Annotated in this window: 24 protein-coding genes; 16 read left to right on the forward strand and 8 right to left on the reverse strand. The window is 64.8% G+C overall.

Annotated features, from left to right (window positions below; all coding sequences use genetic code 11):
• The first annotated feature begins 78 nt into the window (after nucleotides 1-78).
• Both mbfA and R5N89_RS05745 read left to right on the forward strand, forming a co-directional pair.
• Entirely contained in the window at nucleotides 79-1,035 is a 957-nt protein-coding gene (gene mbfA / locus R5N89_RS05740) for an iron exporter MbfA (protein WP_110568134.1), read from the forward strand.
• 85 nt (nucleotides 1,036-1,120) lie between these two features.
• Nucleotides 1,121-1,762, forward strand: coding sequence for an outer membrane lipoprotein carrier protein LolA (locus tag R5N89_RS05745; protein WP_110568136.1), 642 nt, complete (start codon nucleotides 1,121-1,123; stop codon nucleotides 1,760-1,762).
• 27 nt (nucleotides 1,763-1,789) lie between these two features.
• Here R5N89_RS05745 and rsmI read toward each other — a convergent pair whose 3' ends face one another.
• On the reverse strand, nucleotides 1,790-2,782 hold the full coding sequence (gene rsmI / locus R5N89_RS05750; protein ID WP_167400843.1) for a 16S rRNA (cytidine(1402)-2'-O)-methyltransferase: 993 nt from the start codon (nucleotides 2,780-2,782) through the stop codon (nucleotides 1,790-1,792).
• A gap of 11 nt (nucleotides 2,783-2,793) precedes the next feature.
• Between rsmI and R5N89_RS05755 the strand changes: the two genes are divergently transcribed.
• The gene (locus tag R5N89_RS05755; protein WP_373320461.1) at nucleotides 2,794-4,134 is read left to right on the forward strand and encodes a penicillin-binding protein activator; all 1,341 of its coding nucleotides are present in this window, start codon (nucleotides 2,794-2,796) and stop codon (nucleotides 4,132-4,134) included.
• A 43-nt stretch (nucleotides 4,135-4,177) separates the two neighbouring features.
• Here the strand turns inward: R5N89_RS05755 and R5N89_RS05760 are convergent, their stop codons facing one another.
• The 4 genes from R5N89_RS05760 to R5N89_RS05775 all read right to left on the reverse strand — a co-directional run bounded on the left by R5N89_RS05760 (nucleotide 4,178) and on the right by R5N89_RS05775 (nucleotide 7,902).
• On the reverse strand, nucleotides 4,178-4,522 hold the full coding sequence (locus tag R5N89_RS05760; protein WP_110568141.1) for a hypothetical protein: 345 nt from the start codon (nucleotides 4,520-4,522) through the stop codon (nucleotides 4,178-4,180).
• Nucleotides 4,523-4,682: 160 nt separating this feature from the next.
• Entirely contained in the window at nucleotides 4,683-5,609 is a 927-nt protein-coding gene (locus tag R5N89_RS05765; protein WP_110568143.1) for a lauroyl acyltransferase, read from the reverse strand.
• On the reverse strand, nucleotides 5,606-6,592 hold the full coding sequence (gene lpxK / locus R5N89_RS05770) for a tetraacyldisaccharide 4'-kinase (RefSeq protein ID WP_110568145.1): 987 nt from the start codon (nucleotides 6,590-6,592) through the stop codon (nucleotides 5,606-5,608). The genes R5N89_RS05765 and lpxK overlap by 4 nt, the downstream gene beginning before the upstream one ends.
• The gene (locus R5N89_RS05775; protein WP_110568146.1) at nucleotides 6,592-7,902 is read right to left on the reverse strand and encodes a 3-deoxy-D-manno-octulosonic acid transferase; all 1,311 of its coding nucleotides are present in this window, start codon (nucleotides 7,900-7,902) and stop codon (nucleotides 6,592-6,594) included. The genes lpxK and R5N89_RS05775 overlap by 1 nt, the downstream gene beginning before the upstream one ends.
• 396 nt (nucleotides 7,903-8,298) lie before the next feature.
• Here R5N89_RS05775 and R5N89_RS05780 point away from each other — a divergent pair, with 396 nt between their 5' ends.
• The gene (locus tag R5N89_RS05780; protein ID WP_110568148.1) at nucleotides 8,299-8,520 is read left to right on the forward strand and encodes a DUF3553 domain-containing protein; all 222 of its coding nucleotides are present in this window, start codon (nucleotides 8,299-8,301) and stop codon (nucleotides 8,518-8,520) included.
• A gap of 13 nt (nucleotides 8,521-8,533) precedes the next feature.
• Nucleotides 8,534-9,553, forward strand: coding sequence for a GTP 3',8-cyclase MoaA (gene moaA, locus R5N89_RS05785; protein ID WP_110568150.1), 1,020 nt, complete (start codon nucleotides 8,534-8,536; stop codon nucleotides 9,551-9,553).
• Between the two features lie 3 nt (nucleotides 9,554-9,556).
• Here the strand turns inward: moaA and R5N89_RS05790 are convergent, their stop codons facing one another.
• The gene (locus R5N89_RS05790; RefSeq protein WP_110568152.1) at nucleotides 9,557-10,420 is read right to left on the reverse strand and encodes a methyltransferase domain-containing protein; all 864 of its coding nucleotides are present in this window, start codon (nucleotides 10,418-10,420) and stop codon (nucleotides 9,557-9,559) included.
• A gap of 56 nt (nucleotides 10,421-10,476) precedes the next feature.
• On the opposite strand from R5N89_RS05790, the gene R5N89_RS05795 reads away from it, so the two are divergent.
• From R5N89_RS05795 to R5N89_RS05815, 5 genes are all read left to right on the forward strand, one after another.
• Entirely contained in the window at nucleotides 10,477-11,235 is a 759-nt protein-coding gene (locus R5N89_RS05795) for a ComF family protein (protein WP_110568154.1), read from the forward strand.
• A gap of 82 nt (nucleotides 11,236-11,317) precedes the next feature.
• Nucleotides 11,318-11,578, forward strand: a complete 261-nt coding sequence (grxC, locus tag R5N89_RS05800; RefSeq protein ID WP_110568156.1) for a glutaredoxin 3 — start codon at nucleotides 11,318-11,320, stop codon at nucleotides 11,576-11,578.
• Nucleotides 11,579-11,587: 9 nt separating this feature from the next.
• Nucleotides 11,588-12,049, forward strand: coding sequence for a DUF1178 family protein (locus R5N89_RS05805; RefSeq protein WP_110568158.1), 462 nt, complete (start codon nucleotides 11,588-11,590; stop codon nucleotides 12,047-12,049).
• 67 nt (nucleotides 12,050-12,116) lie between these two features.
• Nucleotides 12,117-12,623, forward strand: coding sequence for a DUF2147 domain-containing protein (locus R5N89_RS05810; RefSeq protein ID WP_244192115.1), 507 nt, complete (start codon nucleotides 12,117-12,119; stop codon nucleotides 12,621-12,623).
• Between the two features lie 46 nt (nucleotides 12,624-12,669).
• Nucleotides 12,670-13,899, forward strand: a complete 1,230-nt coding sequence (locus R5N89_RS05815; protein WP_110568160.1) for a lactonase family protein — start codon at nucleotides 12,670-12,672, stop codon at nucleotides 13,897-13,899.
• A gap of 32 nt (nucleotides 13,900-13,931) precedes the next feature.
• Here the strand turns inward: R5N89_RS05815 and ubiG are convergent, their stop codons facing one another.
• The gene (ubiG, locus tag R5N89_RS05820; protein ID WP_110568162.1) at nucleotides 13,932-14,681 is read right to left on the reverse strand and encodes a bifunctional 2-polyprenyl-6-hydroxyphenol methylase/3-demethylubiquinol 3-O-methyltransferase UbiG; all 750 of its coding nucleotides are present in this window, start codon (nucleotides 14,679-14,681) and stop codon (nucleotides 13,932-13,934) included.
• 156 nt (nucleotides 14,682-14,837) lie between these two features.
• Here ubiG and R5N89_RS05825 point away from each other — a divergent pair, with 156 nt between their 5' ends.
• The 6 genes from R5N89_RS05825 to prfA all read left to right on the forward strand — a co-directional run bounded on the left by R5N89_RS05825 (nucleotide 14,838) and on the right by prfA (nucleotide 22,009).
• Nucleotides 14,838-16,091, forward strand: a complete 1,254-nt coding sequence (locus R5N89_RS05825; protein WP_110568164.1) for an aspartate kinase — start codon at nucleotides 14,838-14,840, stop codon at nucleotides 16,089-16,091.
• An 8-nt stretch (nucleotides 16,092-16,099) separates the two neighbouring features.
• The gene (locus R5N89_RS05830) at nucleotides 16,100-17,179 is read left to right on the forward strand and encodes a nitronate monooxygenase family protein (protein WP_110568442.1); all 1,080 of its coding nucleotides are present in this window, start codon (nucleotides 16,100-16,102) and stop codon (nucleotides 17,177-17,179) included.
• Nucleotides 17,176-18,306, forward strand: coding sequence for a helix-turn-helix domain-containing protein (locus R5N89_RS05835; RefSeq protein ID WP_110568166.1), 1,131 nt, complete (start codon nucleotides 17,176-17,178; stop codon nucleotides 18,304-18,306). Before R5N89_RS05830 ends, R5N89_RS05835 begins: the two co-directional genes overlap by 4 nt.
• 134 nt (nucleotides 18,307-18,440) lie before the next feature.
• Nucleotides 18,441-19,601, forward strand: coding sequence for a flavodoxin-dependent (E)-4-hydroxy-3-methylbut-2-enyl-diphosphate synthase (gene ispG, locus R5N89_RS05840; RefSeq protein WP_110568168.1), 1,161 nt, complete (start codon nucleotides 18,441-18,443; stop codon nucleotides 19,599-19,601).
• A gap of 87 nt (nucleotides 19,602-19,688) precedes the next feature.
• The gene (gene hisS, locus R5N89_RS05845) at nucleotides 19,689-20,945 is read left to right on the forward strand and encodes a histidine--tRNA ligase (RefSeq protein ID WP_110568170.1); all 1,257 of its coding nucleotides are present in this window, start codon (nucleotides 19,689-19,691) and stop codon (nucleotides 20,943-20,945) included.
• Nucleotides 20,946-20,947: 2 nt separating this feature from the next.
• A complete protein-coding gene (gene prfA / locus R5N89_RS05850) occupies nucleotides 20,948-22,009 on the forward strand; it encodes a peptide chain release factor 1 (RefSeq protein WP_110568172.1) in 1,062 nt (353 codons plus the stop codon).
• Between the two features lie 12 nt (nucleotides 22,010-22,021).
• On the opposite strand, the gene R5N89_RS05855 is transcribed toward prfA, so the two are convergent.
• On the reverse strand, nucleotides 22,022-22,486 hold the full coding sequence (locus tag R5N89_RS05855) for a hypothetical protein (protein ID WP_110568174.1): 465 nt from the start codon (nucleotides 22,484-22,486) through the stop codon (nucleotides 22,022-22,024).
• Nucleotides 22,487-22,508: the final 22 nt, after the last annotated feature.

A 22,508-nucleotide genomic window follows, 5' to 3' on the forward strand; every position in this document is an offset into this window, starting at 1 on the left:
TGGGTATTTCAATTGAGAATTATTTGTAACTTTACAATATTCTTGAGGTATTAAGAGAATTTATGCATAGACTGGGCAATGCGTAAATTCTCTTCTCTGTCCGATCAGGAAATCCTCGCGCTTGCCATCTCCAACGAGGAGGAAGACGGGCGCATCTACTCCGATTTTGCCTATACCCTGCGCGAGAAATATCCCGACACATCCAAGATCTTTACCGACATGTCGATGGAGGAGGATGAGCACCGCCGCGACCTGATCGATCTGTATGTCAGCCGTTTCGGCCCGCATATTCCGCTGATCCGCCGGACCGATATTGCCGATTTCATGGTGCGCAAGCCTGCCTGGCAGGTGCAGACGCAGGGCATCGACGCCGTGCGCGTCCATGCCCGACAGATGGAAATTGACGCCGCGCGATTCTACCGTCAGGCCGCCCTGCGCACGACCGATGCCGCGACCCGCAGGCTGCTCGGTGATCTTGCCCATGCCGAGGACCAGCACGAGCAGGCCGCCAATGCCATCACCCTTGACCGCCTGCCCACCAGCAAGCGCGAAAGCGAGGATGAGGATGCCCGCCGCCGCTTCGTGCTCCAGATCATCCAGCCCGGCCTTGTGGGGCTGATGGATGGTTCGGTCTCGACACTCGCACCGGTCTTTGCCGCAGCCTTTGCCACGCATCAGCCATGGAACGCCTTTCTCGTGGGCATGGCGGCCTCGGTAGGGGCGGGGATTTCCATGGGGTTTGCCGAGGCCCTGTCCGATGATGGCAAGCTTTCAGGCCGGGGGGCACCACTGCTGCGCGGGCTGGTATGTGGGCTCATGACCACGGCGGGCGGCATCGGGCATACGCTGCCGTTCCTGATCGATGATTTCTCGGCGGCCATGATCGCGGCCATCATCGTGGTGGTGGTCGAACTGTTCGCCATTTCATGGATACGCTGGCGCTATCAGGACACGCCGTTTGGCTCGGCCATCGTGCAGATTGTCATTGGCGGGCTGCTGGTGTTCGTGGCGGGCGTGCTGATTGGCAGTTCGTAAGAACCGCGCCGGAGGGTTGGCTTGATATTGCGGGGCTGATGGGGCACGACTGTGCGGATAGTGTCTGCACGGATTGCGCCGCATCATGAAATTTCTTCCTGTCATTGCCGCCTGTGGCGTTGCCTGCCTGCTCGGCGCCACCTCCCTTGCGCCTGTTGCCCATGCGCAGGAGCAGATGGCCGTGGGGGCTTCGGACCAGGACCATGCGCTGCTCGAGCGGGTCGAGCATCATCTTGATGCAATCAGCCTGCTCAAGGCGCGTTTCCGCCAGACCGCGCCTGATGGCAAGGTCAGCACCGGCACGGCGTGGATCGACCGCACGAATCGCCGCATGCGCTTCCAGTATGACCCGCCCAGCCCGCTGCTGCTTGTGGCCAATCATGACCAGGTGGTGTTCAACGACAGCCAGCTTGACCAGACCACCACCATGCCGATGGAAAAGACCCCGCTCGGCCTGCTGCTGCGCCCGCATCTGCAACTGTCGGGTGATGTAACGGTCACCGGCCTGTCGCATGATGGCAATGCGCTCGACATTACCGTGGTGCGCACCGATACGCCGGGTGATGGCAGCATGACCCTGTTGTTCCATGATAGCCCGTTGCTGCTGCGCGGCTGGATCATTCAGGATGCCCAGCAGGAAACCACCCGTGTTGACCTGCTCGATGCCACCACCGGCGGCCCCATGCCAGCGGATTCGCTGTTCAATACCGACATTGCGGGGCAGTAACACCCTGCGCGCAGGCGTAAAGCGCCTTTATTCCTTCCCGCGCGCCAGTTCCAGCGCGCGGGCATAGACCGTGCGGCGGGGCAGGCTGGTAATGCCGGCCACAAGGGCTGCCGCATCCTTGACCGAGAGCGTGCGCAGGGCCTCGCGCAACCGGGTGTCGAGATCGGTTGCCGTGCTGTCCTCCTGCAATGGCGGCCCGAGCACCACGGTAATCTCGCCGCGTGCGGGGTGTTCGTCGTAATGGGCGGCGAGTTCGGCCACCGTGCCACGCCGCACTTCCTCAAACCGTTTGGTCAGTTCGCGGGCCACGGCGGCAGGCCGCGCGCGCCCCATGACATCGGCAAGCGTTGCCAGCATTTCCGCCAGCCGGTGCGGGGCTTCGTGCCAGATCAGGGTGGCGGACAGGCCCGCGCATTCGGCGGCGTGCAGTTGCGCCAGCACCTCGCGCCGCGCCGCCTCGCGCGGCGGCAGGAAGCCCGAGAACATGAACGGGTGCGGCGGCAGGCCCGACAGTGTCAGCGCCATGACCGCGGCATTCGGTCCCGGCACGGCCGTAACGTGGCCGCCCTCCGCCACAACGGCGCGCACCAGCCGGTAGCCGGGATCCGACATCAGCGGCGTGCCCGCATCCGAGATCACGGCAATGCGCTGCCCTGCGGCAAGGGCCTCAAGGAGGGCGGGGATCTGCCTGTCCTCATTATGGTCATGTAGCGGGCGGGTCCGGGTGCGGATGCCGTATTCACGCAGCAGTCGCGCGCTGGTGCGCGTGTCCTCGCACAGGATCAGGTCGCAGGCTTCCAGCGTCTCGACCGCGCGGCGGCTCATGTCGCCAAGGTTGCCTATTGGCGTGGAAACAAGCACAACTTCTCCACCCTGACGCACAACCGCTGCGGTTTCATCAGCGTTCCCGTCATGACGGGTGGCGGATTCTCCGCTATGAATATTATCATGGGTTATATCCGCCGGATGGTCCGGGGCATGTTGAGATTTTGAAGGCGAGGAAGATGAGGCGTCAGACATTCGGAACCCAGATGCAAGGACAGGATGCTGATACTGCCTCTGCGCGTCCTGCATGCAAGCGCTTATTGCTCGCGGGGCTGGCGCTGTCGGTACTGACAGCCTGTGCCAGCGGTGAGGGCGGTGGCCATCACGCGCCCCATGCCGGGCGCAACGTGGGCGTGCTGCTGCCGCTGAGCGGGGCGAATGCCCGGCTGGGCCAGGAAATGTTGACCGCCACGCGCATGGCCATGAACACGCCCACGGCGCCCCCGCTTGATGTGCATGATACCGCCGCCCCCGGTGGCAACGCCGCGACTGCGGCACAGGCGGCCATCAAGGCAGGCGACGGGCTGATCCTCGGCCCGCTCACCATGGATGAAACAGTGCAGACAGCACCTGTTGCCACCGCCGCCGGGGTGCCTGTCCTGGCCTTTACCAGCGATATGTCGGTCGCCCAGCCTGGCGTCTGGACCCTTGGCATTGCGCCTGAGCAGCAGGTGCGGCGCATGGTGCTTGCCGCCCGCCAGCAGGGGCGGCAGCATTTCGCGGCGTTCCTGCCCGATAACCGGCTGGGCCATGCGCTTGGGCAGGCGCTGCAGCAGGTATGCGAGGAAAATGGCCTGCAATCACCGCAGATCATGTTCCATGACAGCACGCAGGACGCGATTACTGCCAACCTAAAAACCCTGTCAGCCTATGACAGTCGTGCCGCAGCCGTGCCGCAGCCCGACCCCGTGGCCCCGCCGCCAGTTGCCCCCACGCCCGAGGCCACACCCGATTCCGCGACCATTGACCCGGCCAACCCTGATGGCGCGCCGCAGGCGGCAACACCCGCGCCTGAGGCCACCGCGGCACCCGCTGCCACGCCAGATTTTCCCGCGCCGCCGTTTGACGCGCTGCTTTTGGGTGATACCGGGCTGCAACTGGGCATGATCATCAACGCGCTGGCGCAGGCGCATGTGGACAATACGCATGTGCAGATCATGGGGCCGGGGCTGTGGGGGGCATTCGCCACCAAGCTCGGCGCGTTGCAGGGCGCGTGGTACGCAGCGCCTGATCCCGCAACGCGACAGGCGTTCGTGCAGCAGTTCATGGCTGCTTACCACCATATGCCGACCCCACTGGCCGACCTGACCTATGATGCGGCGGCCCTGGTGAAGGCGCTTGACCAGAACCGCCCGGCCGGGAGCGCCAATGGCTATTCCGTGCAGGCGCTGACCCGCCCCGATGGGTTTGGCGGGGTGGATGGCGCATTCGGTTTTCTGGATAATGGCAAGACGCGGCGCGATCTGGCCGTGTTCCAGATCCTGCCCACCGGTGGCGGCAAGATCGTCATTCCCCCTGCGGGCAGGCTGCGGCGCAACGCCAACTAGGGGGCAATGCAGTAGTTAGGGTGTTCTAACCGTCGCTGGCTTTTCAGGCGGCGACGGTGGCCCCATGTGCAAGCACCGGGCGGATGGCGTGAAGGGCGGCTTCAAAGCTGCTGTAGGTGGCAAGCTGGCGGTCGCGGATCTGGTCAACAAGCACCCAGCCCATGCCTTCGGGGCGGACCATGTAGGCCGGCTTGGCATTCTCGCGCACCCAGACCAGCACATGTTCGATATCGGGTTCGTTTGCATCGTTGTGATCGGAGATATCCGCATCACACAGGCCCATGCACGCACCGGCTTCAAGCCAGCGCGTCAGGTATTCGCGGTGACGGGGCAGAAAGCCCTGCCGCAGGGAAACAACATTGGTGGCGGAAGCCTGCTTGGTCATCATGTGCATTCCGTTGGCCCTCTGACTGTCTTGGCGTGACAAGATAGGAACAACGCTATTCCTGCATGGCAGCTTTGCCAAACTGAATTTCAGGCAGAAAGCCGCACAAACAGGCAGAAACAACACCCTGTGGCAAAAAAGCAATATTTTGTAGCATGCGCGCCTATTTTTTAGGCTTTAAATTAGGCATATGCCTATTCCATCGGCGATGTATCCAGAGCCAACTGCCCGGTTGCTGCCGTATTGTGCCTTCAATCCAGTCATTCACCTGTTGCGTCAGCGTCATCTGGTCTGTCGCGCGGTCGCCGCTATCGGGTAGGTCGATGGGGGGATAGACATGCATGCGCAGCCGCGCCGGTCCCAGCCGCTCGATATAGCCAGGTATGACGGGGCAGCGCAGCTTGAGCGCCATGGCTGCCATGGCGCCCGCCGTCATGGCGGGCAGGCCGAAAAAGCGGGCGGCGATTCCGTCATTCATTTTCTGGTCCACCAGCATGCCCAGATGACCGCCCTTGAGTATGTGGGCCAGCGCGCCCCGGGCGCCCCGGGCTCCCTTGGCAAACAGGGGCACGGGCTTGCCCATCGCGTCATCGCGCAGGTCGCACAGGATGCGATCGACAAGCGGGTTGTTGGGCGCGCGATAAAACGAGGAGAACGGCAACCCGTACCGCGCGACGGCAGGGGGCAGCATCTCCCAGTTGCCGATATGGCCGGATACGAAAATGGTCGGCCCGCCCTTTGCTGCCTGCGCAATGAGGTGTTCCTCGCCCACCACATCCCATCCGGGGCCGCCATCGGCCGGGTTGCGGGGCAGGGTGGCAAGGTGTGGCAGTTCGCCAGCATTGCGGCCGATATTGTCCCACATGGCGCGGATGACGGCGCGCCGCATTCCGGCATCCAGTTCGGGCATGGCCATGCGCAGATTGGCATCGGCTATCTTCGATACGGGCAGGCGCGGCCCAACTGTGCGGCACAGCCAGCCGCCAAGGTTGGAGGCCCGCACCGGGCCAATGCGGCGGAAGAGGGCCACAAGCCCGCGCACCAGGGCTGCTTCAAGGCGCATCTGCCTTGTGGGCTGTCCTGCTTTCATCGCTGTGTCGTGCCCAGCCATAGATCCAGTATCCGTTCGGGCATGGCGGGGGTAGCCCATGCCAGTTGCAGGCCAACCGTGCGCACTTGCGCCCGCAGGGCTGCATTGAGGCGCACGGCATCCTTCTGTGTTGTAACAAGGCAGGCCCCGGATTGCGCTGCAAGCCTGAGCAGCCGGGTCTGTTCGGTTGCGGTATAGGTGTGATGATCGGGGAAGGCGAGGCAACGTGCAGGATGGATGCCACGTTGCGCCAGTCCCTCGAAAAACTTGGCGGGCCGTCCGATCCCCGCAAAGGCGATAATGGGGTGCCCAGGGGGGATGGCCTGCGTGTCAGGTTGCAGGGTTGCTGCGAAAACAGGCAATCCATCCGGCAGGCTGGCCGCAATGCCTTGTTGGTCGGGGCCCATGATCACCACGCCACCCGCGCGGGCGAGTGCTGTGCCTACCGGCTCACGCAGCGGGCCTGCAGGCAGCACCCGGCCATTGCCAAACCCGACCGCGCCATCCACCACCACCAGCGCCAGATCCTGATGCAGGCTTGGGTTCTGGAACCCGTCATCCATCAGCAGGCAATCTGCCCCCGCCGCTATGGCGCGGCGTGCTGATACGGCCCGGTCGGCTCCGACAAAGCATGGCGCGATGCGTGCCAGCAGCAGGGGTTCATCGCCCACGTCGCGTGCGGTGTGATGGGGCGGGTCAACCTGTGTTCCCGCAGGGGCCCGGCCGCCATATCCGCGTGAGAGGAAAGCAGGCCTGCGCCCCCGGCTTATGGCGCGCCGGGCCAGATCCATCACCAGCGGCGTCTTGCCCGCGCCTCCTGCGCCGATATTGCCGCAGCACAGCACGGGCACCTGCGCATGCCAAGGGGTGCGGCGCAGGCGGCGTGCCGTGGCCGCAGCATAGATATGGGCGAGAGGGGCAAGCAGGCCTGCCAGAAGTCCGGCATCGGTGGCCGGTCGCCACCAGAAGGTGGGCGGCTGCATCAGCGCGGGCCCAGTGCAAGCAGGGCGTGGGCTATGTTTTGGGCCAGCGTGGGATCCGGCAGGGCATGCCGCCGCGCGCGCGCACCTGCCTTGTGGCACGCTTCAGGGCTCTGGAGCAGCGGAATGAGCCATTGGGCGATATCGGGCGGGGTTTCGACAAACTGCACGCTGTCCTCCATCCGGGCGTAAGCTTGGCGGAAATTGCCGATCCGTGGCCCACTGGCCACAGGACAGCCAGCGCGCGCGGGTTCCAGCGGGTTATGGCCGCCGCCCGTGCCGCCTGGCAGGCTGTTGCCCATCAGCACCGGTGCGCCAAGGGCAAAGAACAGGCCCATCTCGCCCAGCGTGTCGCAGATCCATAATCCATCCTGTGCCGCAGGGGTCTGACCCAGGGCGCGACGCGGGGCATACGGACTGGCGAGTGCGGCGATATCCGTGCCGCGTTCGGGGTGGCGGGGTATGAGAATGGTCAGGGCATCGGGCATTGCCTGCCGCACAAGGGCGCTCGTGGCGATGATGGTGGCGTCTTCCCCCGGATGGGTGGAGGCCGCGACCCAGATCGGGCGACCGGCCAGAACGGTTTGCAGCCTGGCCAGTTCTGCCGAGTCATGCGGCAGGGGGGGCGCTGCATCTTTCAGGTCGGCAATCAGGTCGATCCGGGTTGCGCCGCCGTGTTGCAGGCGGGCTGCATCCTCCGCGCTGCGGGCCATGACCCACGCAAAGGTCGAGAGCATGCGGGCCAGAAGGCAGGCTGCCCCGCGCCAGCTGGCCAGCGAGCGATCGGACATGCGGCCGTTGAGCAGTGCAAGCGGCATATGCCGCGCGTGGCAGGCGGCGATCAGGTTGGGCCAGAGTTCGCTTTCCACCAGAGCGCCCACGTCAGGATGCCAGTAATCAAGAAACCGCGCGCCCCAGCGGGGTACATCCAGCGGTGCGAATTGCGTAATGACCCGGTCCTGTCCCGCCATGGCTGGCAGGCGGTCATGCAGGATGGCGCTGCCCGTGACCGTGCCGGTCGTGACCAGCACGTGCAGCGTGGGATCAGCATCAAGCAGGTGTTCTACTACCGGCAGGAGGGCAACCGTCTCGCCTACGCTGGCCGCATGCAGCCACGCAAGTACCCCCGGAGGGCGAGGCCGGTTGGCCAAGCCGCGCCGCTGGGGTAGGCTTGCCGGGGTTTCCTTGCCATGCGCCAGCCTGCGGCGCAGGTTTATGCGCAGGACAGGAGCCAGCAGGCTAGACAGACCATACCACCCTGCCTCCAGCACGGCTCCGCACAGGCGGCCCCTTATGGTGGGACGGGGACTCATGCCTGTACCGGTCGGGAAAAAGGGGCGCGCATGCCCTTGCGGTAACATGCCTTGTGATGAGGGAAAAGGCAGAGCGGCGGCAATGCCTGTTCATGGTCTTGCGTGGCGCATGGTGTGAGGGGTGATGTAAGCGACACTCATATTGAATATGGACGTGTCTGCGTGATGAATGACTATAATTAATTATTAAGAGTGTAATTTTTATAAATAAAAATTGCATTGGTTACATATGGAAGCGCAAGGAAACCCACTTTCCATCAGGCAGACCGTTTATGCCCATGGTGTGCGGGCCTGTGCCGCGTTTTGCTCATTTTTCACAATGTTCTCGCGGGCGGCGGGCTGTTTTTTTGTTGAATACCCGCCAATGGGGTTTAATAAGGCCCGCACCGGTCCGATATGCCGGTCATGACCCCCATGCAGGAACCGCGCAGCATCATGGCCTCTCCACCTTTCCGGTCCTTTCTTGTTCCGGGACAACTGGTCCGCCACCCCGACCACCCGGAATGGGGCGATGGCGCCGTGCAGTCGGCCATTGGCGAACGCGTTACGGTCATGTTTCCCCATGCAGGCAAGGTGATGGTCAATGCCATGGTCGTGCAGCTGACCGTGCTATCCTAGGGCCCGTGACTGCATGAACCATGCCCCGCTACCTGATTCCTACGGCCGTCTGCTGACCTACCTGCGCGTATCGGTCACCGACCGTTGCGACATGCGCTGCATCTATTGCATGGCCGAGGACATGACCTTCCTGCCCAAGGCGGAAATCCTGTCATTGCCCGAACTTGAGCGCCTGTGCGCCGCGTTCATCCGTCACGGCGTTCGCAGGTTGCGGGTGACCGGGGGCGAGCCGCTGGTGCGGCGTGATGTCATGTCCTTCTTCCACGAGATGGGCAGATGGCTGCATCGCGATACCGGCCAGCCTGGGCTCGATGAACTCACGCTCACCACCAATGCCAGCAGGCTGGCTGAATTTGCCGATGGCCTGCACGCAGCAGGTGTGCGCCGCGTCAATGTCAGCCTTGATTCGCTTGATCCCGCCCGTTTTGCCCGCATCACTCGGCGTGGCAACCTTGCCCGCACGCTTGATGGCATCCGTGCGGCAAGGGAGGCAGGGCTTGCGGTGCGTATCAACACCGTGGCCATGGCGGGCGTGAATGAGGATGAATTCGATACCCTGATTGCCTGGTGTGGCGAGATCGGCGCCGATCTGTGCCTGATCGAGACCATGCCCATGGGCGAGACGGGAGAGGATCGCACCGACCATTACCTGCCGCTCTCGATCGTGCGCCGCAGGCTTGAGCAGAACTGGACGCTGGAACCACTGGCCTATCGCACCGGCGGCCCGGCGCGGTATGCCCGCATTGGCCAGACAGGCCAGCGTATCGGCTTCATTACGCCCATGACCCATAATTTCTGTGAAAGCTGTAATCGCGTGCGCCTGTCATGCACAGGCAGGCTTTACACCTGCCTAGGCCATGAAGGCTCGACCGACCTGCGCGCGCCGCTGCGCGCGGGTGAGGATGATGCAGCGATGATGGACCATGTCCGCGCCGCCATCCTGCGCAAGCCGCAGGGGCATGATTTCCTGATCGGGCGCGATGCCGATGATCCCGCACGCGTGCGGCGGCACATGAGTGTTACGGGCGGCTGAATGTTACGGTGGCCCGCGCAGCGCCTCTTCCATGCTCACGCTGAACTGACCGGGCCGGAGGGGGAGGGGTTGCGTGGGGGCAGGGGCCCATCCGGTCATGACCGCCATGTGCAGCGACTGCGGCACGCAGCCATCGCCGTCACGCGGCAGGCGGTCAAGGGCCTCGGCCAGCAGGGCGGGCGATGTCAGGCCACGTGCGCGTTGGCACAGGGCATTGGTCTCGCCTGCGTGGCGCAGATCGGCCAGCAGGCCCATGGGGGTCGCGTAACTCAGTTCGATCACATCCGCATCGGCTACTGGCAGGGCAAACCCAGCGCGTTGCAGCAGGGCCGCGCAGTCGCGCAGGCCGGGAAAGGGCGAGATGCGTGGCGAAACGCCCCCGCGCTGCGCCATCTCGGCTTCCATCAGGGCCGTGCGCAACCCGCCCAGCGTGGGCAGGATGGGCATGCAGGCCAGGAACAGCCCGTCAGGCGCCAGCACGCGGCGCACCTGCGCCAGCAGTCCCGGCAGGTCATTGACCCAGTGCAGCGAAAGACACGCCACCACCAGATCAAAGCTGTGCGGCGCAAAGGGCAGCCATTCCCCATCCATCACCACGGCTGGCCCGGTATCAAGAAGGGCCATGCGCGGCGAGAGATCGGTGGCAAGGGTTTCGATGCCGCGCGCGCGCAGGAGCGGGGCCACGACGCCACGGCCGCCAATATCCAGCGCCGTGGTGAACGGGCGCGTGACATCATCAAGCCGGTCGAGCAGGCGGGTAGCGGCTTCTTCCACAATCGGGCGCACCGCCGCCACATTGCATGCGGCGCGGTCACGGTGCAGCCTGACGGCATGGCGGTCGAATATCTGCGGCACATCCGGGCTCATGCCCCTTGGTGTGAACCCATGCCCGCGCCCTGCCAAGCCCACGATCGTGTGAGCCCATGAACCGCGCCACGTGGTGGCGCAGGGCCGCAACCCCGGTGCTTGACCTGCTGTTTCCGCCCCGCTGTCTTGGCTGTGGGGCGGAGGTGATGGAGGCGGGGCATCTGTGCGGCGCATGCGTGGGGCGTCTGCACCTGATTACGCCGCCATTCTGCCGCCGCTGCGCCCTGCCATTCACCTCCCGCGCAGCCGCGGGGCCGGACATGACCTGCGCTACATGCCAGCAGAACCCGCCGCCGTGGCACGAAGCCCGTGCCGCCATGGTCTATGATGACACCGCGCGCAGCCTGATCCTGCCGCTGAAATATGCCGACTGCACGGAAAACGTATCGCTGCTGGCACGTTACATGATCATGGCGGCCAGCGACATCATGACCGGCGAAAGTCTTTTCCTGCCGGTTCCGCTGCATCGCCTGCGGCTGTTTGGCCGTCGCTACAACCAGGCCGCCCTTCTGGCCCGCGCGCTGGCAGGGCTGACGGGCGCTAAGGCCCTGTGTGACGGGCTCGAGCGCATCCGCGCCACCCGCCCGCTGGAGGGGCTGGGCCGCAGCCAGCGCCAGCGCCTCATGCACGGGGCGATTACGGTGCGCCCCGGGCGGATTCCCGTGCTGGCGGGGCGGCACGTCATTGTGGTGGATGACGTGATGACCACCGGCGCCACGCTGGCCGCCTGCGTTGTTCCCCTGCTTGCGGCAGGGGCAGGACGGGTTGATGTGCTTGCCGCCGCGCGTGCCTGTGGCCAGCCGGCGGCGCAATAGGATAGGATGGCCCGAAACAGACAGATGCATCCGCCCCGGACCATAAGGGGGCGGATCAACCCGCAAGCCAAGTGAAGGTTCAATGCCCGCGATCGATATCTACACCCAACCCGGCTGCCCCTACTGCATCCGCGCCGTGCGGCTGCTCGAGCAGAAGGGGGTTCCCTTCAACGAAATCAATGCCCCTTACGGCACGCCCGAGCGCGCGGAATCCATCCGCCGTTCAGGCGGGCGCAGCACGGTGCCGCAGATCTTCATCGACAACACGCCCATTGGTGGCTGCGATGACATGATGGCGCTGGAGCGCGCGGGCAGGCTCGATGGCCTGCTGGGCAAGGCCTGATACATCGGCATGATCCGGTATCAGTTACGCTGCGGCGCGGGGCATGAGTTTGAAGGGTGGTTTCCCGGTAGCGACGCATTCGAGCGGCAGGCCGCAGGCGGGCTTCTGTCCTGCCCGCATTGCGGATCGCCCGACGTGACGCGCGCCCTCATGGCGCCTGCCGTCCATACGGGCATGGCCGCCCGGCAGCCGGAAGAAACCGCAACGCCTGCCACGCCCACGCCACCCGGCCATGCGCCACAGGCCATGCCCGACACCATGGTCGCCCTGTTACAGAAAATACGCGATACGGTTGAGGCGCAGTGTGACGACGTGGGCGACCGCTTTGCCGAGGAAGCCCTGAGCATGCACCGTGGCGAGCGTGAAGCCAGGGGCATTTATGGTAGCATGACGGAACACGAGCATGCCGAACTTGATGAGGCGGGCGTGGAGGTTCACGCCATTCCATGGGTTCGGCGCGCTGACAGCTAAAGGGTAGAAGCATGCGCGCGCCGGGGCATCCACCGGAACGCGCGCCATGTCGGGGGAACGATAGAACATGCACGATACAAAACGGAACACGACCCTGCGCCAGGCGGGTGGCCGCATCATCGCAGCATTCGCCCTGCCAGCCATGGCCGCGTTATGTGCCATGACGGTCGGGCTGGCTTCCCCCGCCACCGCCCATGCCGGGGAGCCGGACATTATTGGCCGCTGGATGACCAAGGACCATGACGGCGTGTTCGAGATCAGCCAGTGCGGGCAGCAGGTGTGCGGCAGGCTGGCAGGGCTGCGCTACACCACCGACATGCCGCGCGACAAGCGGGGCGAGCCCGAATGCAACCTTCCCATGCTCAACGGGTTTACCCCCGACCCAGAAACGCAGGGGCACTGGAATGGCCATGTTACCGATCCGGACACCGGGCATGTGTACCATGCCAAGCTGTGGGTCTCGCAATCGGGCGACCTGAAACTGCGCGGCTTCGTGGCGGTGCCTTTATTTGGTGAAACTGAAACCTGGACCCGCTATACCGGGGATATCGGCCCTGCGTGCAAGCTGCCGTAGCAAGCAATAAAAACAGTTCCAACTGACCGGGATCGCCCTTTCTGTCATGAGCACAAATATCTCCCGCCGTACCTTCGCCGCCGCCCTGGCCGCCACCGTGCCTGCGCTGTCACGGCGCGCCGTGGCCCAGACCGCGCCGGGCAAGCCCCGCACCATCTGCTATATTGGCGGCTACACCCAGCACGCCCCACCGGGAGGCGCTGGCAACGGGCAGGGCATATCGGTGTTCGAGATGAACCCCGATACCAGCAGCCTTTCCCCGCTCATGACCTATGTGGATATCGCCAGTCCGTCCTTCATGGCCATGTCCAGCGATTTCAAGCATCTCTACGCCCTGAGCGAAATTGATGACTTCAACGCCAACAAGGAAGGCTGCGTCACCGCGTTCTCGGTCAACCGTTCGAGCGGGGAACTGACCAAGCTCAATGTCATGCGCTCGGGGGGTGCCGTGCCCGCGCATCTGAGCATCCATGCCTCGGGCAAATACGTGCTGGTGGCCAACTACATGGGCGGCACGGTGGGCGTGCTCCCCATCCATCCCGATGGCAGCCTCGGCGATCCGACCGATGTGGTGCACAACACCGGCCCGCGCATGCCCGACCGCGCGGCGGACAACCCGCCGGGCAACTTCGCCATCAGCGACCATTCCATGGCGCATGTGCACATGGTGGCCTCCGACCCCTCGGGCCGCTACGTGCTGGCCTGTGATGCCGGGCTGGACCGGGTCTATATCTGGACGCTCGACCTGCATACCGGCCGCCTCGTGCCCGCCAAGACACCCTTCATCGCCATGACGCCGGGCTCCGCGCCGCGCCATTTCTCATTCAACGGGAAGGGGACGATGATATACATCCTGGGCGAGCAGGATTCGAAAGTGGTCGCCGCCACCTTCAACCCGCAGACCGGCGAGATCGTGCCGCAGCAGACCGTGAGCACCGTCACGCCGCATTTCCGTGGCAGCACGCTGGCGGCTGGCATCCTGCTCTCGCCCAACGGCAAATACCTGTATGTGTCGAACCGGCTGGGCGATTCGCTGGCCAGCTTCCACGTGAACGATGACGGCACGCTCAACTTGGTGGAAGAAATCTGGATGCATGCCGATTATGGGCGCGCCATGATGTTCGACCCCAGCGGCACCTTCCTGTTCTGCGCCAACCAGCGCAGTGACTCGGTCACGTCGTTCAGGGCCAATGCCCAGACCGGGGTGCTCGACTTTACCTGGAACTTCACCCCCGTGGGCAGCCCGACCACGTTCGCGTTCATGAACACGATCTGAGTGGCCTGACGCCAACGGGTGCGCGGCCCTTATTAGTCGCGCACGAGGGCCGCAATGTAGTTGACCGCCATGTCGCGGCTTTCGCGCCAGCCACCTAGCCCGGGCACCATGCCTGCCACATCGGTCACGCGCAGGCCTGAGCGGGCGGCGTACTGGCCCAGCTCGGCGGGGGTGATGAACTTCTTCCAGTCATGCGTGCCTACGGGCAGCAGGCGCAGCACGTATTCCGCCCCGATCTTGGCCATGGCCATGGAGCGCCACGTGCGGTTCATGGTCGAGACCACCATCACCCCGCCCGGCCTGAGCAGGCTGCCCAGCATGCCCAGAAAGGCGGCCGGGTCGGTCACATGCTCGATCACCTCAAGGGCGGCAATCGCATCGAAGCGGGCGTGGTGGGCCACGAGTTCCTCCGCGCTGCCGCAGCGATAGGCCAAGGGGCCTGCGGACTGGGGCAGGGGGTGATGGCGCAGGTGCAGCCGCCCCGCCGTAATTGCCGCCTGCGATGCATCAAGCCCGGTCACGTCAAACCCCGCGCGGGCGAATGCCTCGCTGGCCAGCCCCGCGCCACAGCCGATATCAAGCAACGTGCGCCGGGTGCCATTCTCCGCCACGGGGGCGGGCAGGTGGCGCATGGCCCAGCCGGTGCGCAGGTCGTTCATGGCATGGAGCGGGCGCATGGGGCCTGTGGGATCCCACCACCGGGCAGCGAGATCGCTGAAATGGGCGATTTCATCCGGGGCGACGGAATCCGCCGACACAACGGTCGAATCGTGATGCTGCATGGGTGCACCGCCTTTCATTTGGCTTTCTCCCGCTGGACGCGGAAGCTGCGGAGATGTATGTGACGCGGCTTGCGCATAACGCAATGCCCCGGATTGGCCAACAGGCCCCCGTTCCGGATATGCTGAAGCCCGAGCCATAATGGAGCCACTATTCCGATGTCCCCTACCGTACCGCGGATCGTGATGAAATTCGGCGGCACTTCTGTCGCTGATCTTGACCGGATTCGGGCCGTGGCGGAAAAAGTCCGGAAACAGGTCGAGGCCGGGTGCGAGGTGGCCGTTGTGGTCTCCGCCATGTCTGGCGTGACCAACCGCCTTGTCGGTTACTGCCGCGATCTTTCCGCCACGCATGATGAACGTGAATACGATGCCGTCGTTTCCACGGGCGAGCAGGTGACCAGCGGCCTGCTGGCCATAGCGCTGCAGAAGCTGGGCATCAACGCCCGCTCCTGGCTGGGCTGGCAGATCCCCCTGCGCACCGATAACGCCCATGGCAAGGCCCGCATCGAATCAATCGACGGCACGGCCCTGATCGAGAGCATGCGCGCAGGCCAGGTGCCGGTCGTGGCGGGCTTTCAGGGCATTGGGGAAGACGGGCGCATCACCACGCTGGGCCGTGGCGGCTCCGACACCTCGGCCGTGGCGCTGGCCGCGGCACTGAAGGCGGATCGCTGCGACATCTACACGGATGTGGACGGAATCTATACAACCGATCCCCGTATTGTTACCAAGGCACGCAAGCTGGACCGCATCACCTACGAGGAAATGCTGGAGCTGGCATCGGTCGGCGCCAAGGTACTCCAGACCCGGAGCGTGGAACTGGCCATGAAGGAGCGCGTGCGCGTGCAGGTGCTTTCCAGTTTCAATGACGGGCCAGCACCATCGGAAGGGCATCTGCCCGGTTCATTAGTCGTGGATGAGGACGAAATCGTGGAACAGGAACAGGTCGCCGGAATTGCCTACTCCCGGGACGAGGCAAAGGTTTCCGTCCGCCAGCTTCCCGATCGGCCGGGCATTGCCGCCGCCGTGTTCGGCCCGCTGGCCGACGCCAACGTGAACGTGGACATGATCGTGCAGAGCACGGGTGATGACGGCATGACCAACATGACCTTCACCGTGGGCAAGACCGATCTCGCGCGTGCCATTTCAGTGCTGGAAAACACGCACGCCACCACCCAGTACGCCGAACTGCAGACCGATGACAGCGTGGTCAAGATCAGTGTCGTGGGCGTGGGCATGCGCTCGCATGCCGGTGTGGCCAGCACCATGTTCCGCACCCTGGCCGAACGCAACATCAACGTGCAGGTCATCTCGACGAGCGAGATCAAGGTCTCGGTGCTGATCGCCTCCGAATATACCGAGCTTGCCGTGCGCGCGCTCCACACCGCTTATGGACTGGATGCCGCGTGAGCACGACCATGCCCACCACCCCTAATGCCTCATCCGCCCTGACCGACCCCGCGCGCCGCAGGGAGGCCCGTGCCCGCCTTGACCACCTGTGTGGCCGTGGCACGCGGTTTCTGGGCAGCGAATACGCGCTGCTGGCCGGGGCGATGTCTTGGGTGAGCGAGCGCAACCTTGTCTCGGCCATTTCCAACGCCGGCGGCTTTGGCGTGCTGGCCTGCGGCGCAATGGAGCCTGAGCGTCTGGCCGAGGAAATTGCCGCCACGCAGGCGCTGACCAACAAGCCCTTTGGCGTGAACCTGATCACCATGCACCCCCGGCTTGATGATCTGGTGCAGGTCTGTATCAGCGCGGGCATTACCCATGTGGTGCTGGCAGGCGGCATTCCGTCCGGCCCGGTCATCCGCGCCATCAAGGACGGGGGGGCGAAGGTCATTGCCTTCGCGCCTGCCTTTGTTCTGGCCAAGCGGCTGGTGCGGCTGGGCGTCGATGCGCTGGTGATCGAGGGCTCGGAAGCGGGCGGGCATGTCGGTCCCGTGTCGCTGACGGTGCTGGCGCAGGAAATCCTGCCCCATATCCATGACGTGCCGGTGTTCGTGGCAGGCGGCCTGGGGCGGGGGGATGCGATCCTGTCCTATCTTGAGCAGGGTGCATCGGGCGCGCAGCTTGGCACGCGCTTTGCCGCCTCACGCGAGAGCATCGCGCATGAAAACTTCAAGAAGGCCTTCATCCGCGCCAACGCGCGCGATGCGGTGACATCGGTGCAGCTTGACGAGCGCTTTCCGGTCATTCCGGTGCGGGGGCTGAACAATGCGGGCACAAGGCGCTTCATGCAGCACCAGGCGGAAACGCTGCGCCGCTTCCAGGGCGGGGAACTGACCAAGGAAGCTGCCCAGCTCGACATCGAGCATTTCTGGGCAGGCGCCCTGCGCCGCGCCGTAATTGATGGCGATGTGGAGAATGGGTCGGTCATGGCCGGGCAGTCCGTGGGCATGATCACCGCCAAGCAGCCGGTCAGCGAAATTATCAATCAGCTGGTCGATCAGGCCATCGATGCCCTGATCCGTCAGGAAGAGAGGGCTCGCTACGGATGACCGACGGCAAGCGCATTTTTCGCGGCAAGGCAACGCCGGGCGCGCCCGCGCCAGCACCGGGCACCACTCCCATCGCCTCGGTGGGCGACATGCTGCGTGCGCGCCGCGAGGAACTGGGCTGGAACCTGCCTGATGTCGCGGCATGGCTGCGCATCCGCCTGCCGTACCTGCAGGCCCTTGAGGATGGACGCCCCGGCGAACTTCCCGGCTCGGCCTATGCCATCGGCTTCCTGCGCAGCTACGCCAATGCGCTGGGGCTGGAAGGCGAACAGCTTGTTGAACGTTTCAAGATAGAAAGCCGCGGGGCCTTTACCCGCAAGGCCGAACTGTCCTTTCCCGTGCCGCTGCCTGACCGGGGGCTGCCTACCGGCGTGCTCCTGCTGTGTGGGCTCGTAATTCTGGTGGGCGCCTATGCGGGGTGGTACAAGCTGACCGGCTCGCAGGGCATTCATGACCTGCCGGCCAAGCTGACCCTGCCGGGCCTGTCATCGGGCACGACCGCATCGCCGCAGGTGGCCTCGGTGCTGCCGCCGGCGGATGAACGGCCCACGCCGCAGCCCCTGCCACCGCAGGAGCGCGAGGCGCTGACCGGCACGCCTGCCGCATTGCCGCCACCCGCAGCGCTTCCACCCATGCCCGCACCGGCTGCCCCCCCGCAGCCGCTGGAAAAAATGGGCGAGGACCGTAACGTGCTGGCCCAGCAGGCTGCGGCTACCCCAGCACCCGTTGCGGCGGGCGATAGCGTGACCCTGAACGCATCGGCCACGACCTGGGTGCAGGTGCGCAAGCACGGTGGCCCGGTACTGTATGACCACGTGCTCCAGCCCGGCGAGACATGGCAGACACCGCAGGGCCAGTCCGATCTGGAACTGACCGTAGGCAATGCAGGCGGCCTGACGCTTGCCGCGGGCGGGGTCACGACCCAGCCGCTCGGTCGCAATGGCGAAGTGCGGCACAATATTCCGCTAAGCCCGGCGGCAGTGGCTGATGGCTCAGTCACGCGCGCCGCACCGGCGGCAAATATCCACCCGCCAATGCCATCATCCATGCAGTCAGGCGGCACAAGCGCCACAGGGAGCGGCAATAATCTCTATCCGCCCCTCCCGCAGCACATCAATCCAGAGTAAAAGGGTCTCCTACGGCATGGTCCACATTGTGGCCGCCATGCCGGGAACCGGCATGTAACAGACCATCGGGCCGTGCCAGGCCCCGCCACGGCGGGCCGGAGCACACACCGCCGCCTTATGTGGAGGGCACAGAAATGAGCAGCTATCGTCCCTATCAGCACATCGAACGCCGCAAGTCGCGGCAGATCCATGTCGGCAGCGTGCCGGTTGGTGGTGATGCCCCGGTTTCGGTGCAGACCATGACCAACACGCTGACCACCGATGCCGAGGCCACGATCGCGCAGATCCGCCGGGCCGAGCTTGCGGGCGTGGATATCGTGCGCGTGTCCTGCCCCGATGAGGAAAGCACGAAGGCGCTGGCCGAGATCGTGCGCGAAGTGAACGTGCCGATCGTGGCCGACATCCACTTCCACTACAAGCGCGCCATCGAGGCCGCCCAGGCCGGTGCCGCGTGCCTGCGCATCAACCCCGGCAACATCGGCAGCGCCGAGCGCGTGCGTGAGGTGGTGAAGGCGGCCAAGGACCACAACTGCTCGATCCGCATCGGCGTCAACGCCGGCTCGCTGGAAAAGCACCTTCTGGAAAAATACGGCGAGCCCAACCCCGAAGCCCTGGTGGAAAGCGCGCTCGAACACGCCAAGATCCTTGAAGATCATGACTTCCATGAGTTCAAGATCAGCGTGAAGGCGTCGGACGTGTTCATGGCTGTCGCGGCCTACCAGCAGCTGGCCGATGTATGCGATCACCCGCTGCATATCGGCATTACCGAGGCGGGCAGCAAGCGCGCGGGCACGGTCAAGTCCTCTATCGGGCTGGGCAACCTTTTGTGGGCGGGCGTGGGCGATACGATGCGCGTCTCGCTCTCGGCCGAGCCGGAAGAGGAAGTACTGGTCGGCTGGGATATCCTGAAGTCACTCGGCCTGCGCCATCGTGGCGTGAAGATCATTTCCTGCCCGTCCTGCGCGCGGCAGGGCTTCAACGTGATCGAGACCGTGCAGACACTGGAAGATCGCCTGGCCCATATCAAGACGCCCATGACGCTGTCGATCATCGGCTGCGTGGTCAATGGCCCCGGTGAGGCGCTGATGACCGATATCGGCGTGACCGGTGGCGGTTCGGGCCGCCACATGGTCTATTCCGCAGGCAAGCAGGACCACACCATGCCTGCAGGCGACATGATCGAGCACATCGTGGAGCTGGTTGAAAAGAAGGTGGCCGTGCTGGAAAAGGCGGATGCCAGCAATACGCCCGCTGAAGAAATGGCCCGCGAGGCCAGCATGTCCACCACGGACTGAATCAAATGCCGCGCGCCCGCTCAGGGCGCGCGGCCCGACCGGTGGCCTGCGTGCGGACCGTCGGTATGAAGACAGGAATATCGCGTAGTGAGCAGCTTACAGCCCGTTCGTGGCACCCATGACCTGATTGGTGAGGAACGCAGGCGGTTCAACCATGTAGTGGAAACCGCGCGCCGCATTGTCGGCCTGTACGGGTTTGATGAGTGGTCGACCCCCGTGTTCGAGGATACGCGGGTCTTTTCGCGCTCGCTGGGCGATACGTCCGATGTTGTCTCGAAAGAGATGTACACATTCGAGGATCGTGGCGGTGAATCCCTGACCCTGCGGCCCGAGGGCACGGCAGCCATCTGCCGCGCGCTGGTCACCAACGGGCTGACGCAGTCGCTGCCGCAGAAGGTGTTCTACGCAGGCCCCATGTTCCGCTACGAGCGCCCGCAGAAGGGGCGCTACCGCCAGTTTCACCAGATCGGCGCCGAACTGCTGGGATCAGCCGAGCCGCTGGCCGATGCCGAGGTCATCGCCATGGGCCGCGACGTGCTGCACGCGCTCGGCATTGGCGATGAAGTGGTGCTGGAACTCAACACATTGGGCGACAGCGCCAGCCGTGATGCCTGGCGCACGGCGCTGATCGCCTATTTCAGTGAACGGCGCGCCGAACTCTCCGCCGACAGCCAGGCCCGCCTCGAGCGCAACCCGCTTCGCATTCTTGACAGCAAGGCCCCGCAGGACCGCGCGCTAGTGGCGGATTCCCCCACCATTGCCCAGTTCCTTACCCCCGAGGCCCAGACCTTCTGGGATGGGCTGCGCAGCACGCTGGACACGATGGGCGTGCGCTTTCGGGAAAATCCGCGCATTGTCCGCGGCCTGGATTATTACGGGCATACTGCCTTCGAGTTTGTGACCGAGCGCCTTGGCGCGCAGGGCACCGTGCTGGCCGGTGGCCGGTATGACGGGCTTGTGGCCGAGATGGGTGGCCCCGCCACGCCGGCCATCGGCTGGGCTGGCGGCATCGAGCGCCTGTCCATGCTGCTTGAAGATGTTCCGGCCGAGCCGCGCCCGGTTGCCGTCGTGCCGATGGGCGCGGATGCGCAGGCCGCAGCCCTGATCGCGTTGCAGGGCCTGCGGGCTGCGGGTATCCGGGCCGAGACATCCTATCGCGGCAACATGAAGCGCCGCATGGAGCGCGCCAACCGCATGAATGCGTCGCATGTCGTGGTGATTGGCAGCGACGAGATTGCACGCGGCGTGGTCCAGCTCAAGAACCTCGATAGCGGACAGCAGACCGAGGTACCCCTCGATGGCGTGGCCGCCGCCCTGCAGGCCGGAACCGCCGCAGGGGGCTGAGCGTGTCAAAATTCGACGAACGCCTGGACCGGATCGTTGGCCGGTGCGAGGAATTGCAGGCCCTGCTGGCGCAAGGCCTGTCGGGCAGCGACTTCGCGCAGGCCTCGCGCGAGTATGCCGAGCTTGAGCCGATTGTCACGCGCGTGAATGCGCTGCGCGGGGCGGAAGAAGCCGAGCGCGACGCCAGCCAGATGCTCGCTGACCCTGAAATGCGCGAACTCGCCCAGGCCGAACTCGAGGAACTGCGCGCGCAGATCCCGACCCTGCGCCACGACATCCGCCTGGCCATGCTGCCGCGTGACGAGGCGGATGAGCGCAGCGCCATCCTTGAAATCCGCCCTGCCGCGGGCGGCGACGAGGCCGGGCTGTTTGCCGCCGAACTGTTTGGCGCCTACCAGCGCTATGCCGACCAGCGCGGCTGGCGTTTCGAGATTCTGGAATATGACCAGTCCGAACTCGGTGGCCTGCGCGAGGGAATCGCCAGCATTACCGGGCGCGGCGTGTTCGCCCGGCTGAAATATGAATCCGGCGTGCACCGCGTGCAGCGCGTGCCCGCAACCGAGAGCCAGGGCCGTATCCATACCTCTACCGTGACCGTGGCCGTGCTGCCCGAGGCGGAAGAGGTGGATGTCGAGGTCAATGATGGCGACCTGCGCATTGATGTCTACCGCGCATCCGGGGCCGGGGGGCAGCACGTCAACAAGACCGAAAGTGCCGTGCGCATTACCCATCTGCCCACCAATATCGTGGTGGCGATGCAGGAAGAGAAAAGCCAGCACAAGAACCGCGCCAAGGCCATGAAGATCCTGCGCGCGCGCCTGTATGAGCGCAACCGCGCCGCGGCCCACGAAAGCCGTGCGGCCGACCGCCGCGCCCAGGTGGGCACGGGCGACCGCTCCGAGCGCATCCGCACCTACAACTTTCCGCAAGGCCGCGTGACCGATCACCGCATCGGTCTTACGCTTTACAAGATCGACCGCGTGATGGCAGGTGAACTCGACGAATTTGTCGATGCCCTGACGCAGGAAGAACAGGCCGCCCTGCTTGCGGCGGATGAGGGCTGAGGAAATACCCGTTCAGGATGTGGGGGCGGCACACAGACTGCTATGACCACGGTGGCGCTCGACGCTTTCGGGCTCATTGTCATCGACAAGGTAGAACTCGGTGAAATTGCGTGAGGCGATGGCCTCGAGATGGTGGCCATCGGGATGATACAGCACGCCTTCGCCGCTGACCTGATGGATCTCGACCTTGCCACCGGGACGGCGGATGTAAATTTCCCCACACAGGGCGTAGCTGTGGTTGAGGCGCCCGATCGCGGTATCGACATGGATCGTCTGGCTGGTATGGTCCGCATCAAGGCGAAAAGTGCCGACAAGCTGCTCATCGACATAGAACCGCTCGGCTTCCGAAATCTCTCCCTCGCCATAATCGTCCCGCACGTCGAACGATCCGGCAAGGGCAGGGGACGCGCCAGCGCACAGCATGGCGGTCAGGAGCAGGCGCGCAAGGCGCGATGAAAGAAGGGCAGGCAGATACATAATGCCCCAGTATGACGGAAAG

Origin of the sequence: Komagataeibacter sucrofermentans DSM 15973 (genome assembly GCF_040581405.1) — a bacterium.
GTDB classification, from domain to species: Bacteria; Pseudomonadota; Alphaproteobacteria; order Acetobacterales; family Acetobacteraceae; genus Komagataeibacter; species Komagataeibacter sucrofermentans.

Coding starts and splice junctions, on each gene's coding strand:
- mbfA (WP_110568134.1), top strand. CDS start 79: ATGCGTAAATTCTCTTCTCTGTCCGATCAGGAAATCCTCGCGCTTGCC.
- R5N89_RS05745 (WP_110568136.1), top strand. CDS start 1,121: ATGAAATTTCTTCCTGTCATTGCCGCCTGTGGCGTTGCCTGCCTGCTC.
- rsmI (WP_167400843.1), bottom strand. CDS start 2,782: ATGTCTGACGCCTCATCTTCCTCGCCTTCAAAATCTCAACATGCCCCG.
- R5N89_RS05755 (WP_373320461.1), top strand. CDS start 2,794: ATGCAAGGACAGGATGCTGATACTGCCTCTGCGCGTCCTGCATGCAAG.
- R5N89_RS05760 (WP_110568141.1), bottom strand. CDS start 4,522: ATGATGACCAAGCAGGCTTCCGCCACCAATGTTGTTTCCCTGCGGCAG.
- R5N89_RS05765 (WP_110568143.1), bottom strand. CDS start 5,609: ATGAAAGCAGGACAGCCCACAAGGCAGATGCGCCTTGAAGCAGCCCTG.
- lpxK (WP_110568145.1), bottom strand. CDS start 6,592: ATGCAGCCGCCCACCTTCTGGTGGCGACCGGCCACCGATGCCGGACTT.
- R5N89_RS05775 (WP_110568146.1), bottom strand. CDS start 7,902: ATGAGTCCCCGTCCCACCATAAGGGGCCGCCTGTGCGGAGCCGTGCTG.
- R5N89_RS05780 (WP_110568148.1), top strand. CDS start 8,299: ATGCCGGTCATGACCCCCATGCAGGAACCGCGCAGCATCATGGCCTCT.
- moaA (WP_110568150.1), top strand. CDS start 8,534: ATGAACCATGCCCCGCTACCTGATTCCTACGGCCGTCTGCTGACCTAC.
- R5N89_RS05790 (WP_110568152.1), bottom strand. CDS start 10,420: ATGAGCCCGGATGTGCCGCAGATATTCGACCGCCATGCCGTCAGGCTG.
- R5N89_RS05795 (WP_110568154.1), top strand. CDS start 10,477: ATGAACCGCGCCACGTGGTGGCGCAGGGCCGCAACCCCGGTGCTTGAC.
- grxC (WP_110568156.1), top strand. CDS start 11,318: ATGCCCGCGATCGATATCTACACCCAACCCGGCTGCCCCTACTGCATC.
- R5N89_RS05805 (WP_110568158.1), top strand. CDS start 11,588: ATGATCCGGTATCAGTTACGCTGCGGCGCGGGGCATGAGTTTGAAGGG.
- R5N89_RS05810 (WP_244192115.1), top strand. CDS start 12,117: ATGCACGATACAAAACGGAACACGACCCTGCGCCAGGCGGGTGGCCGC.
- R5N89_RS05815 (WP_110568160.1), top strand. CDS start 12,670: ATGAGCACAAATATCTCCCGCCGTACCTTCGCCGCCGCCCTGGCCGCC.
- ubiG (WP_110568162.1), bottom strand. CDS start 14,681: ATGCAGCATCACGATTCGACCGTTGTGTCGGCGGATTCCGTCGCCCCG.
- R5N89_RS05825 (WP_110568164.1), top strand. CDS start 14,838: ATGTCCCCTACCGTACCGCGGATCGTGATGAAATTCGGCGGCACTTCT.
- R5N89_RS05830 (WP_110568442.1), top strand. CDS start 16,100: ATGCCCACCACCCCTAATGCCTCATCCGCCCTGACCGACCCCGCGCGC.
- R5N89_RS05835 (WP_110568166.1), top strand. CDS start 17,176: ATGACCGACGGCAAGCGCATTTTTCGCGGCAAGGCAACGCCGGGCGCG.
- ispG (WP_110568168.1), top strand. CDS start 18,441: ATGAGCAGCTATCGTCCCTATCAGCACATCGAACGCCGCAAGTCGCGG.
- R5N89_RS05855 (WP_110568174.1), bottom strand. CDS start 22,486: ATGTATCTGCCTGCCCTTCTTTCATCGCGCCTTGCGCGCCTGCTCCTG.